The 13,728-nt window shown below is 40.7% G+C and carries 9 protein-coding genes and 2 tRNA genes; 4 read left to right on the forward strand and 7 right to left on the reverse strand.

From position 1 onward, the window contains the following. Positions 1-28 precede the first annotated feature (28 nt). On the reverse strand, positions 29-2,323 hold the full coding sequence (locus DRF63_RS04075) for a DNA internalization-related competence protein ComEC/Rec2 (protein ID WP_043991808.1): 2,295 nt from the start codon (positions 2,321-2,323) through the stop codon (positions 29-31). A gap of 99 nt (positions 2,324-2,422) precedes the next feature. Beyond that, positions 2,423-3,637: a serine/threonine transporter SstT gene (gene sstT, locus DRF63_RS04080; RefSeq protein WP_005597199.1), complete on the reverse strand. Its 1,215-nt coding sequence runs from the start codon at positions 3,635-3,637 to the stop codon at positions 2,423-2,425. Positions 3,638-3,885: 248 nt separating this feature from the next. Between sstT and DRF63_RS04090 the strand changes: the two genes are divergently transcribed. The 4 genes from DRF63_RS04090 (at position 3,886) to DRF63_RS04105 (ending at position 6,850) form a co-directional block, all read left to right on the forward strand. Then, the gene (locus DRF63_RS04090) at positions 3,886-4,248 is read left to right on the forward strand and encodes a diacylglycerol kinase (RefSeq protein ID WP_005597201.1); all 363 of its coding nucleotides are present in this window, start codon (positions 3,886-3,888) and stop codon (positions 4,246-4,248) included. 80 nt (positions 4,249-4,328) lie between these two features. Further along, positions 4,329-5,972: a bifunctional UDP-sugar hydrolase/5'-nucleotidase UshA gene (gene ushA, locus DRF63_RS04095; RefSeq protein WP_005597203.1), complete on the forward strand. Its 1,644-nt coding sequence runs from the start codon at positions 4,329-4,331 to the stop codon at positions 5,970-5,972. A 78-nt stretch (positions 5,973-6,050) separates the two neighbouring features. Beyond that, the gene (locus tag DRF63_RS04100) at positions 6,051-6,350 is read left to right on the forward strand and encodes a DUF4298 domain-containing protein (RefSeq protein ID WP_005597207.1); all 300 of its coding nucleotides are present in this window, start codon (positions 6,051-6,053) and stop codon (positions 6,348-6,350) included. A 128-nt stretch (positions 6,351-6,478) separates the two neighbouring features. Next, positions 6,479-6,850 carry a hypothetical protein gene (locus DRF63_RS04105; RefSeq protein ID WP_039709094.1) on the forward strand — a complete coding sequence of 124 codons (372 nt, stop codon included), beginning with the start codon at positions 6,479-6,481 and terminating at the stop codon, positions 6,848-6,850. A gap of 282 nt (positions 6,851-7,132) precedes the next feature. On the opposite strand, the gene DRF63_RS04110 is transcribed toward DRF63_RS04105, so the two are convergent. The 5 genes from DRF63_RS04110 to aceE form a co-directional block, all read right to left on the reverse strand. After that, a tRNA-Cys gene (locus tag DRF63_RS04110) sits at positions 7,133-7,206 on the reverse strand. 17 nt (positions 7,207-7,223) lie between these two features. Beyond that, positions 7,224-7,299: transfer RNA gene (locus tag DRF63_RS04115), tRNA-Gly, on the reverse strand. A gap of 259 nt (positions 7,300-7,558) precedes the next feature. After that, positions 7,559-8,983 carry a dihydrolipoyl dehydrogenase gene (gene lpdA / locus DRF63_RS04120; protein WP_005597208.1) on the reverse strand — a complete coding sequence of 475 codons (1,425 nt, stop codon included), beginning with the start codon at positions 8,981-8,983 and terminating at the stop codon, positions 7,559-7,561. A 95-nt stretch (positions 8,984-9,078) separates the two neighbouring features. Then, a complete protein-coding gene (gene aceF / locus DRF63_RS04125) occupies positions 9,079-10,977 on the reverse strand; it encodes a pyruvate dehydrogenase complex dihydrolipoyllysine-residue acetyltransferase (protein ID WP_005597209.1) in 1,899 nt (632 codons plus the stop codon). A 59-nt stretch (positions 10,978-11,036) separates the two neighbouring features. Further along, positions 11,037-13,691 (reverse strand): pyruvate dehydrogenase (acetyl-transferring), homodimeric type, encoded by a 2,655-nt coding sequence (aceE, locus tag DRF63_RS04130; protein WP_005597210.1) that lies wholly within the window; start codon positions 13,689-13,691, stop codon positions 11,037-11,039. Positions 13,692-13,728 lie beyond the last annotated feature (37 nt).

The raw sequence follows: 13,728 nt of genomic DNA on the forward strand, positions 1-13,728 counted from the left end.
TCGCCACGTTTTACAAACGTGGCTTTTTTTATCTATTTTTTCCGTATAAACGCCGATACCAAGGTGAAAAATCGTTTCGAGCCGTCTTTAATTGCCATTTATCCGAATCAAAATTAACAATGATCATTCCCTGCTTTGCCGTAGTCACTAACGGAATCTTATGCTGTTCAAATCTTTCAACCACTTTTGGATGAGGCATTCTCCACGGGTTCCACCGCCCGACGGAAACTACCGCTAACTGAGGTTTGCTTTTTGCCAATAGCGTATGACTACTACTGGTTTTACTGCCGTGATGAGCCACCTGCAAAAAATCAATACCATTTAATAGTTCTGCGATTTTTCGTTCTTGCTCAATGCCGGTATCGCCGGTTAATAATATTTGAAAGCGGTCGAATTTTGCCAAAATGATGCAAGAATCGGCATTTTTCGCTCTTTCTACACGCTCTTTAGGATAAACGGCTTCAAATTCTAATCTGCCGAATCGCCATCTTTTTCCTTGAATACAAGCCTCAGGTTGAACGTTTGCATAAGGTTTAAGGCTACTTGAAATAAGTCTTGCATTCGGATAAGCGTTAAGTAAATCCGCCGCTCCGCCGGAATGATCATTATCGTCATGGCTTAAAAATATGGCTTCGACTTCAATTTGATGGCGGCGTAAATAAGGTAGTATTTCAATCGAAGCCATAGATCCGCCGTTATCATGCTTTCCCCATCCAATCCCAGTATCGTAAAAAATCGCCTTTTTTTGACCGCTTGTATCATAATAAATAAACGCCTGAGCCAACCCTTGCCCGACATCAAAAGTGATCCACTGTAACGGTACTTTATCTAATTGAAATAAATAGAAAACGCATTGACAACACAATAATAAAGCATATCTTTTATACCAGTATAATGCGGTTCGCGCATGTAATATGCCATATAAAATAAACAATATCGCTAAGTCAATAATCAGCCATTGCGCCTGTTGTCGATGACTCAACCAAATCCACTGTTGAGAAATCGTTTCTAAATAATCTAAACTATAGCCGATTAATCTATTCGCTAATTGCCAAGTATTAAAGCCGTTATCGGTTAATAAGCCGATTAAAACCAAGGGTACTAATACGAAACTATATAAAGGTACGATCACTAAATTTGCCGGTAGTGCCGTAAGCGATATGCCCTCAAAAAAGAAAAATTGTACCGGGGTAAAAATAAGCAAAATACCGCATTGTAAATGGATGAGTCCGAGACAAAATCGAACGATTTTTCCCCATTTACGATAGGCAAACTTTCTTAAAAAAGCGGATAACGGGAAATATTGATACCAAATCAGTAAACTCATCACGGCTAAAATAGAAAGCCAAAAACTGTCTGATAACACGGTAATCGGATCAAATAATAACAATACCGTGACAACCCGCCACCAATATTGCCACGGCGTATAGTGATAGCGCAGGAATCGACATAATAATACGAAGCAAATCGCCGTCAATGCACGTATGGTCGGTATGGAGAATCCGGCAAAATAACTATAACCTATCGCAAAAATGATTCCGATAATATGAGCAAAAAAGTAGTAAAATCCAACCGCTTGCCAGCTCTTACAACGTAATAAACACCATTGCAACGCCTTAGCGCACCAAAATCCGCATAAAAACGCCAAACCGATATGTAAGCCGGAAATCGCAATTAAATGTGCGGTTGAAGTCTTTTGGAAAATTTGCCAATGATGCTCATTAATCCACGCTCGTTCACCGAATGCCAAAGCAAGTAATAGTCCTTGAGCGGCTAATGTTTCGGTCTGTCGTTGAACCTTAGTTAAGAACGCTTGACGTAATGTACTTTGCTCCCGCTCAATTCGCTTTGCTTCTCGTACAGTCGTACTTCCCTGTAAATGTTGGGCGAAATACCAACGTTGCCGATCAAAATTACCTATATTCGCACGTGCAGAAATCGGACGAAACTGCAGTTCCGCCTGATAAGTTGCGCCTAAAACCAAAGGAACGTCACTTTGCCAATGCAGATAAATCTGTTCATTATTCTCCCTTTTAGCAATTGCCGTTTGATAAGTCGATTGTTTAACCAAACGAGTTATTTCAATTTTTTCGTAGTATTTACCGGCGGTCTGATTGTCGGCCTTTTTTGCAAACTGCCATACGGAGTAATAACTTCCACCCATTACTAACGCAAATACCAGCAGCATTAAACAACGCGTATATAAACCGTATAGCACAACAATTAGAAAAAGAAGAATAACAAAAGCAAACCATTGATACGGCAGCCAAAGAAGAGGTAAAAAAGTGAGACAAATAAGAATAGAAAAGCGGTCAAGATTCATAGCCAATACCCAAATAATAGGTAAAGTATGCTAAAAATCCGACCGCTTGTATCAAACGGAAATCAGTTCTTCGATCCTGATCGCAAAAACCGCTTTTAACTATGCTTTTTGATCTTCCGCTTGGCTTACCGCCGCAGTAAATAATACGTCCGTTGATGAGTTCAATGCGGTTTCCGCAGAGTCTTGGATTACCCCGATAATAAAGCCTACACCGATAACTTGCGCCGCAATATCGTTCGGAATATTAAATAAACTACACGCTAACGGAATAAGTAATAACGAACCGCCCGCAACACCCGATGCACCGCAAGCACAAACAGAAGCAACGATACTTAATAATAATGCGGTAGCGAAATCAGGTTGAATACCTTGCGTATAAGCCGCCGCTAAAGTTAATACCGTTACGGTAATCGCCGCACCCGCCATATTGATAGTCGCACCAAGCGGAATGGCAACCGATGCGATTTCATCACGTACGCCTAAACGTTTAGCAAGGTTCATATTTACCGGAATATTTGCCGCAGAACTGCGAGTAAAGAATGCCGTTACACCGCTTTCACGTAAACAAGTTAATGTTAAAGGATACGGATTGCGACGGATTTTCCAAAATACGATTAACGGATTTAATACAAATGCAACAATTACCATCGCGCCAAGTAATACGCCTAATAAACGTGCATATCCTACAAACGCATCCGCGCCGTTTGTCGCAATCGTTTCGGCAACTAAACCGAATACACCGATCGGAGCAAAAGCGATTACCACTTTAACCACAAATGAAACCGCTTCGGCAAAATCATTTAAGAATGTTTTCGTACTTGGTGCCGCATGACGTAAAGCGATACCTAAACCGATCGCCCAAGCTAAAATACCGATAAAGTTTGCGTTTGCTAATGCTTGTAACGGGTTATCAACAAGGTTGAACACCACGGTTTTGATAATTTCACCGATACCTTGCGGAGGGTTCAAATTATCCGGATTTGAAACAAGTTCTAACGTAGTCGGGAACATAAAACTTAAAACCACTGCGGTTAATGCCGCAACAAATGTCCCTAATACGTACATTACTAAAATCGGTTTTAATTTACTGTCCGAACCGACTTCTTTATTTGCAATCGCCGATAAAACTAAAACGAATACAAGAATCGGTGCAATTGCACGTAAAGATTTCACAAAAAATTGACCTAATACGCCGACATTCTTTGCCCAATCCGGATTGACTAAGGCAAGGCAAGCACCTAATACCAAACCGATAGCAATGCGTAAAACTAAATTGCCCCCGAGAAGTTTTGAAGATAAAGATGGATTACTCATAATGTTTCACTTTGTAAGACTAAAAAAGGATATACGGCAAACCGTATATCCGCCAAAATATGAAGTTTTCAGATTAGCGGAAAATCACCTTTTTGGGAATAGTTCCCTATATATTTTTATTATTTTTTTATCAATTAGTATTCATATTAAATCGTTAATCACAAAAAATCAGATAAAAACTTTTCTCAATCAATCCCTTTCAGGTAGAATACTCGTCGATTTTAACCATAATACTATTAGAGATTTAAATGAAACCGGAAAATAAAGCTAATTTTCAACGAGTTGTTCGTGCCGCAGGTTATTCGCTTAAAGGGTTGAAAGCCGCCTATATTCATGAAGCGGCATTTCGCCAAGAGGTATGGCTTTCAATTATTTTAATTCCGCTTGCTTTGTTTTTAGGTAACGATGTTATTGAAAAAATTTTACTTGTCGGCTCGGTCTTTTTAGTCCTTGTTGCGGAACTGCTTAACAGTGCGGTGGAATCGGTGGTTGATCGCATCGGCTCGGAATTCCACGAACTATCCGGTCGGGCAAAAGATATCGGTTCGGCGGCGGTTTTTATGGCAATGGTGTTGCTTGCAATAACTTGGCTACTTATTCTTATTTTTTAAGGAGATATAGGTGATAGATAATCAGTGTAAAACGGATTATTTACCACCTATTTTTATATCAATCAAAACTAGAGGTTATTATGAAATTTAATACAACGCTTCTCTGCACATCATTATTTTTTACAACTTCCGCAATCGCATATCAAGCGGATAAGACGTATTCTTTCACTCTGTTACATACTAATGATATTCACGGTCATTTTTGGCAGAATGAAAAAGGCGAATACGGATTAGCGGCACAAAAAACCTTAATCGACGGTATTAAGAAAGAAGTGGAAGCCAAAGGCGGTTCTACGATTATTTTAAATGCCGGCGATCTTAATACCGGCGTACCGGAATCGGATATGCAAAACGCTCGTCCCGATTACGAAGGGCTGAACGCTATCGGCTATGAAGCCATGGTATTAGGTAATCATGAATTTGATTTCCCGCTTCAAGTGCTAAGTATGCAAGAAGAATGGGCGAAATTCCCGTTAATTTCAGCTAACGTAATTAATAAAAAAACGCAAAAAGAATTGGTAAAACCTTATGTTATGCTTGATAAACAAGGATTAAAAGTCGCCGTTGTCGGACTAACGACCGAGGATACCGGTAAATTAGGCAATCCCGACGTAACGGAAAACGTTGTCTTTAAAGATCCGATTAAAACCGCTAAAGAAACATTAACTCAAATTAATCAAACCGAAAAGCCGGATATTCGTATCGCACTAACTCATATGGGCTGGTATTTAGACGGTAAACACGGTACGAATGCACCCGGTGACGTAACAATGGCGAGAACGCTGGATAAAGGTGCGTTTGATGTCATTATCGGCGGGCATACGCACGATACCGTGTGTTTTGACGATAAAGGCCAATTTAAAGCGAAATTCACACCGGGTGAAAGCTGCAAACCGGATTTCCAAAACGGAACTTGGATTATGCAAGCCGGTGAATGGGGTAAATATGTCGGCCGCGCTGATTTCGAATTTAAAAATGGTAAAACGACACTGGTTAAATACGAGCTTATTCCGATTAATTTGAAAAAAACCATCAAAAAAGAAGACGGTAAAAAAGAATATCAGCTTTACCAGCCGGAGATTAAAGCGGATCAAGCTCTCTTTGATCACTTGAAAAAATATCAAGACGAAGGCGATAAATTATTAGGTGTCGAAGTCGGTGAAGTAAAAGGTTTATTAGATGGAAAACGTGAACACGTACGCTTCTTCCAAACAAACTTAGGACGCTTAATCGCTCAATCGCAAAAAGAGCGTGTCAAAGCGGATATCGGCATTATGAACTCGGGCGGTGTACGCGCTTCGATTGAAGAAGGTAAAGTGACTTATAAAACGTTATTAACCGTTCAGCCTTTCGGTAATATGATTTCTACCGTAGATCTTAAAGGTCAAGAGTTACTGGATTTCTTAACCGCTATTGCATTAAAAGAAGTCGATACCGGTGCTTATCCGCAATTTGCCGGTATTTCTATGAAAGTGGATCGTGCGGCAAAAGCAATCTCCGAGATTAAAATCGCAGGTAAAGCCTTTGACCCGAATAAAACGTACAAAGTATCAATTCCTGACTACCTCACTGCCGGTGGCGACGGTTATCCCGTAATGAAAAAGCATCCTAGCTACGTCAATACCGGTTTTATTGATGCCGAAATGTTGAAAAAATATTTTGAAGAAAATAAAGTCATCGACGCAAGCAAATTTGATCCTAAAGAAGACGTTATTTTTAAATAAAACCACAAGTCAAAAAAAGCTAAGCAATATGCTTAGCTTTTTTATTAGCTCATCACAATAAGAAGGAAATGCTTAGTTATGCAAGAACATATTCAACAAATGCAAGATAATTACGGGAAGCTAGTCGAACTCCTACCTGAATTGGAAAAGAGTCTTAGCCAATGGCAAGAATCCTATCAACTGATTCAGCAACTCAACCAGTTTTATCACAGTTCGTTATGGTTGGAACTTTACGATAACGCAGATAACATTCAAATCGAAACGAATGGCAATTACAGCGTACTCTCACAGGATGCAATTTGGAACGCCGTTACAGAGCAATATAGCCTCGCCAAGCAGTTATATGAAATACTTTCTAAGATAGTCATAATTGAATAAAACCAGGTAATAGAATTGGGATAAGAAAGACAAAAAATAGTGTGTTGAATAATTAGTCTATTTAACATACTGCCATATATAGGCTCACATACATATTATTCTAATCTACTCAAAAGGAGAAATTCATTATGTCTGGGTTTGTTGATTTAGTATTAGCTCGTTCTGGTAACAAAATTACTGTAAGTAGAACTGCCATTTTATTTATTGAAGAAAGCTTAAGTGAACATAATTTTACCCATCTACATTGTGTAGGAGGCATTACTCATGTTGTTGTAGGAGCTTACCATGAGATTGCAGAAAAATTCCCAAAATTCTTCCCGACATCACGTAGTGATAGTGATAGTGATAGTAAAATAAGAGTTTCTATAAATGATTGGAATCTTTCTTATATTGAAAAAGCAGGCGAAACTACTTTAGTTTACTTTACAGAAAGAGGTATTACTGTTCCTGTTACACACTCTTACGAAGAAATAACTAAATATTTCCATTCATTAGAATAGCTGTTTTTCCGAATCCCACGTTTACTAGTGGGATTTTTATTATATACACTCCATGTAAGGAATCTTAAGACTAATAATGAGTTCCACCCAAATTATTTAGAATAATCTATACATCGTAGAAACCATTAAAACGCTAGTGGGTTAATAAAAAATCTAATTTTTTCCTATCATACTGCTAAAAGAAAAATTGCGTAAATCAAATTAAATAATAAGAAAAAAGATAAAAAGCTTACTTAAATATGTTCTTATAATTTATTGATAATTATTGAAATGAGTAAGTAATGGAGGCGTGTACCGGAGTCGAACCGATCTACATGGATTTGCAATCCAGTGCATAACCGCTTTGCTAACACGCCGTATTGAATAGATTTAATGGAGCGGGAAACGAGGCTCGAACTCGCGACCCCGACCTTGGCAAGGTCGTGCTCTACCAACTGAGCTATTCCCGCTTTAAGGCTTTGTTCGTAAGGAACGAGGTGCATTTTACGGATTTTCAGACCTATGTCAAATGCTAATTTGATTATTTTATTTCAAATGCTGAAAAAAAGATCACAATGCTGAAAAATTAATAAATATAGCGCTAATTAGTTGATTTTATAAGCATAAATCAAGTTATTAATCCGATCTTTTAGCATATAAAAAAGCGGTTGAAATCTGCTATTTTTTTGCAAATTTCAACCGCTTGTATAAATAAGTTAAACTAACCTATTAACGTTTTTTCGCTTTTGCGTTTGGTAAGTCCGTGATAGAACCTTCAAACACTTCCGCAGCTAAACCTACCGATTCGTGTAATGTAGGGTGAGCATGGATAGTTAAAGCGATATCTTCCGCATCGCAACCCATTTCGATTGCAAGACCGATTTCACCTAATAATTCACCGCCGTTGCTACCTACGATTGCACCGCCAAGTAAACGGTGAGTATCTTTATCGAAGATAAGTTTAGTCATACCTTCCGAACATTCGGAAGCGATCGCACGACCTGATGCAGCCCAAGGGAATTTAGCCACTTCGTAGTTTAAGCCTTCTTGCTTACACTCTTTCTCCGTTTTACCTACCCAAGCAACTTCCGGCTCTGTATAAGCGATTGAAGGAATCACTTTAGGATCGAAGTAGTGTTTTTGACCGGCAATCACTTCTGCCGCTACATGACCTTCGTGAACACCTTTGTGTGCTAACATCGGCTGACCGACGATATCACCGATAGCGAAGATATGCGGTACGTTGGTACGCATTTGTTTATCCACTGCGATGAAACCGCGATCATCAACATTCACGCCCGCTTTACCCGCATCGATTAATTTACCGTTCGGTACACGACCGATAGCGACTAATACCGCATCGTAACGTTTAGTATCGTTACATGCTTTACCTTCCATTGAAACATAGATACCGTCATCTTTCGCTTCAACCGCAGTTACTTTAGTTTCAAGCATTAACTTGAATTTTTTCTCGATTTGTTTGGTGTAGATAGCTACAACATCTTTATCTGCTGCAGGAATCACTTGGTCAAACATCTCAACCACTTCAACTTCCGAACCTAAAGCGTTATATACGGTACCCATTTCTAAACCGATGATACCACCGCCCATAATGAGTAATTTTTTCGGTACTTCTTTTAATTTAAGTGCATCCGTAGAATCCCACACACGCGGATCTTCGTGTGGAATGAACGGAAGCTGAATCGGACGAGAACCGGCTGCAATAATTGCATAATCAAATTTAATCGTTGTCGGATTACCGTCACGGTCACGAGCTACTAAAGTATTCGGATCGGTAAACGCCGCTAAACCTTCCACTACTGTTACTTTACGTGCTTTAGCCATACCCGCTAAACCGCCGGTTAATTTAGAAACAACCGCTTCTTTACCCGCACGCACTTTATCTAAATCAATGTTGGGCTCACCGAAAGTAATACCGTTTTTCTCTGCGTGTTTTGCTTCTTCGATAACTTTTGCAACGTGTAATAATGCTTTAGACGGAATACAACCTACGTTTAAGCATACACCGCCCAAAGTTGAATAACGTTCGACAATTACTGTTTCTAAGCCTAAGTCGGCACAACGGAATGCCGCTGAATAACCGGCAGGACCCGCACCAAGTACCACGACTTGCGTTTTGATTTCTTTGCTCATATTTATTCCTTTGTTGTAGGGGCACAAGTACTGCGCCCCCTACGATACAAGCGGTCGATTTTACAACATTTTTTGTAAATTCAACCGCTTACCTATTACATAACTAAGCGACGGATGTCCGCTAATACACCATTGATGTAGGTTAAGAATCTTGCACCGTCAGCACCGTCGATTACACGGTGGTCGAATGATAACGCTAACGGAAGCATTAAGCGCGGTTCGAATTCTTTACCGTTCCATACCGGTGCCATTTCAGACTTAGATACGCCTAAAATTGCAACTTCCGGTGCATTCACGATTGGAGTGAAGTGTGTTGTACCTAAACCGCCGATACTTGAAATCGTGAAACATCCGCCTTGCATATCCGATGCGGTTAATTTACCGTCACGCGCTTTCTTCGATACTTCCATTAACTCGCGAGAAAGCTCGACAATACCTTTTTTGTTCACATTTTTAAATACAGGAACAACTAAGCCGTTCGGAGTATCTACCGCCACGCCGATATTGATGTATTTTTTCAAGGTTAAACGTTGTGCATCTTCAGAGATTGAACTGTTGAAACGTGGGAACGCTTCTAACGCTTTCGCAACCGCTTTCATAATGAATACAACCGGTGTGATCTTCACATCTAATTTTTGTTTTTCCGCAAGTTTATTTTGTTCTTTACGGAATGCTTCTAAATCTGTGATATCCGTACGGTCGAAGTGTGTAACGTGAGGAATCATTACCCAGTTACGGTGTAAGTTCGCACCTGAAATCTTATTGATACGGCTTAATTCTACTTCTTCAACTTCACCGAATTTGCTGAAGTCCACTTTCGGCCATGGTAATAAACCTAAACCTGCGCCATTCGCCGCACCTGTTGTAGCCGCTGCCGTTCCGCCTTGTTTTTCAAATACTTGAACTGCCGTTTTAACGTATGCTTGGATATCTTCTTTAACGATACGACCTTTACGACCAGAGCCTTTCACTTTATCTAAGTTCACGCCGAATTCACGCGCTAAGCGACGAATTACCGGTGTTGCGTGTGCATAAGCACCTGCCGCTGCCACCACGTCTTGACTTAGACCTGAAACGTTACCGCTTTGAGCTGGTTGCGCTGCCGGTTGTGCCGCTGGTGCTGGCGCAGCTGCTTGTGCTGCAGGAGCAGGAGCTGCTGCCGGTGCCGCACCTGCTACTTCAAATTTCATAATTAATGAACCGGTTGAAACTTTATCGCCCGATTTTACTAAAATTTCTTTTACCACACCTGCAAACGGAGCTGGAACTTCCATTGAAGCTTTGTCGCCTTCAACGGTAATTAAAGATTGCTCTTCTGATACCGTATCGCCAACGTTTACCATGATTTCGGTTACGTTTACTTCGTCACCGCCGATATCCGGTACATTTACTTCTTTGATTGCTGAAGCTGTTGCAACCGGTGCGGCAGCTTGTGCCGGAGCTTCCTCTGCAGCTGGCGCTGCTGAAACCGTTTCAAATTTCATAATTAATTTGCCGGTTGAAACTTTATCGCCTACATTGATTAAAATTTCTTTTACAACGCCTGCGATAGGTGCCGGAACTTCCATTGAAGCTTTATCACCTTCTACATTAATGATTGATTGATCAACTTCAACCGAATCACCGACTTTAACCATAATTTCGGTTACGTTTACTTCGTCCGAACCGATATCCGGTACGTTCACTTCAACAACCGCTGATGCTGTTGCCACAGGCGCTACGGCTTGTACAGGCGCTTCCGCTACCGGAGCCGGCGCAGATTCCGCCGCTTCTAATACTAGCATTGGTGAACCGGTTGTAACTTTATCGCCGACTTTTACTAAAACTTCTTTAACAACACCTGCTTCCGGCGCCGGAACTTCCATTGAAGCTTTGTCGCCTTCTACATTAATAATCGATTGATCAACAGTAATTGTATCGCCTGCTTTTACCATGACTTCGGTTACGCTAACTTCATCCGAACCGATGTCTGGCACATTAATTTGTTTTGACATTTTGGTAATCCTTCATTTGATAAATTATTCTCCCCCATAAGGGGGAGAATGCTATTTTCTTATGCGTATAACGGGTTAATACGATCTACGTTTAAGCCGAATTTAGCGATTGCATCAGCAACAACTTTCGTTTCTACCGTGCCTTCTTTCGCTAATTGTGATAATGCTGCAACAACAACATAACGCGCATCTACTTCGAAATGCTCACGTAAGTTCGCACGGCTGTCCGAACGACCGAAACCGTCCGTACCTAACACGTGATAGTGTTTGCTTGGTACGAATGCACGAATTTGATCCGCATATTGTTTTACATAGTCGGTTGAAGCGACTGTCGGTAAGTCCGCTAATACTTGCGCTACATAAGGAATGCGTTGTTCTGCTGTCGGGTGTAATAAGTTCCAACGTACTGCATCGTTACCTTCACGAGCTAGCTCGTTAAATGACGGAGCTGAGAATACATCTGAAGTTACGCCGTAGTCATTCGCAAGGATCTGTGCTGCTTCACGAACGTGACGCATAATAGAACCTGAACCTAATAACTGAACGTGACCTTTACCTTTACCTTTAACCGTTTCAAATTTATATAAACCTTTACGGATACCCTCTTCTGCACCTTCAGGCATTGCAGGCTGCTCCATTACTTCGTTTAATGTTGTCATATAGTAGAAAACATTTTCTTGTTTTTCACCATACATACGGTTAATACCGTCTTGCATAATTACCGCTACTTCAAACGCAAATGATGGATCATAAGTTACACAGTTAGGAATAATACCCGCTTGGATATGGCTGTGACCGTCTTCGTGTTGTAAGCCTTCACCGTTTAAAGTTGTACGACCTGAAGTACCGCCAACCATGAAACCGCGCGCTAATTGGTCACCTGCCAACCACATCATATCGCCCACACGTTGGAAACCGAACATTGAGTAATAGATGAAGAACGGGATCATCGGTTGGTTACTTACGGAGTAAGAAGTCGCCGCAGCCACCCAAGATGCCGCACCACCTAATTCGTTGATACCTTCTTGTAATACTTGACCGTCTTTCGCTTCACGGTAGTAAGCCACTAAATCACGGTCTGAAGGGGTATAGTTTTGACCGTGCGGGTTGTAAATACCCACTTGACGGAATAAACCTTCCATACCGAATGTACGCGCTTCGTCCACGATCATCGGAACGATGGTTTTACCGATATTTTTATCTTTTAATAAGATATTTAATGCACGTGTAAACGCCATTGTGGTTGAAATACCACGTGGTTGTTCTGCAAGTAATGCTTTAAATTCATCTAATGCAGGGACTTTATACTCTACGTCGAATTTGGCACGACGAGCCGGCACATAACCGTTTAATGCTTTACGGTGACCGTGAATGTAGTTGTATTCTTCAGAACCTTCGGCAAACTTGATGTACTCTAAGCTTTCTACTTGTTCATCCGTCAATGGTAATTCGAAGTAGTCACGGAAGCCTTTTAAGCTTTCTAATGACATTTTTTTCGATTGGTGAGCGGTATTTTTACTTTCCGCTTCAGGAATTTTATAACCTTTAACTTGGTGCGCTAAAATCACAACTGGTTTGTCTGATTTTTGTGCTTTCGCATATGCGGCATAAAGTTTTTCACTGTCGTGCGCACCACGGCGAAGATCCCAAATCTCATCATCGGTCATATCCGCAACTAATGCGGCTGTTTCAGGGTAACGACCGAAGAAGTGTTCACGGATATAAGCACCGTCTTTCGATTTGAAGGTTAAGTAGTCGCCATCAACCACTTCCATCATTAATTGCGCTAATTTACCAGAGGTATCTTTTGCGAATAATTTATCCCAGTTACCGCCCCATAATACTTTAATTACTTCCCAGCCCGCACCGGTAAATAAACCTTCTAATTCTTGAATGATTTTACCGTTACCGTTTACCGGACCGTCTAAACGTTGTAAGTTACAGCTTACTGTGAAAATTAAGTTATCTAATTTTTCACGCGCTGCGAAAGTTAATGCACCTTTAGACTCGATTTCATCCATCTCGCCGTCGCCTAAGAACGCATATACTTTTTGATCAGCGGTATCTTTTAAACCGCGGTTTTCAAGATATTTTAAGAAACGCGCTTGGTAAATCGCATTAACGGGACCTAAACCCATTGATACGGTTGAGAATTGCCAAAATTCGGGCATTAATTTCGGGTGAGGATATGAAGATAAACCGTCGGTAAACGCTTCTTGACGGAAGTTATCTAATTGCTCTTCCGTTAAACGACCTTCAACATAAGCACGAGCATACATACCCGGCGCGGCGTGACCTTGGAAAAATACTAAGTCGCCGCCGTTTTTTTCAGTCGCCGCTTTGAAGAAGTGGTTATAGCACACTTCATACATCGTTGCCGCTGATTGGAAAGTAGAAATATGACCACCTAAGTCGAGATCTTTCTTCTGGCTACGTAAAACCATTGCAATAGCATTCCAACGTACTGCAGAACGGATACGACGTTCAATTTTATGATCGCCGGGATATGCAGGTTGTGCGCTTACAGGGATAGTATTCACATATGCAGTTGTAACGCCTGATTGAACAGGTACGCCTTCCGTACGAGCTTGATCTAATAATTGGTCAATAATATATTGAGCGCGCTCAACACCTTCTACACGGATTAAAGAATCTAATGACTCTAACCATTCTTTGGTTTCGAATGGATCTACGTCTCTTTCGATCTCTGACATAGGTTTTCCTTATTTTGATTTAATGATGAATGATAAG

The sequence above is a fragment of the Actinobacillus pleuropneumoniae genome, assembly GCF_003290385.1.
GTDB classification, from domain to species: domain Bacteria; phylum Pseudomonadota; class Gammaproteobacteria; order Enterobacterales; family Pasteurellaceae; genus Actinobacillus; species Actinobacillus lignieresii.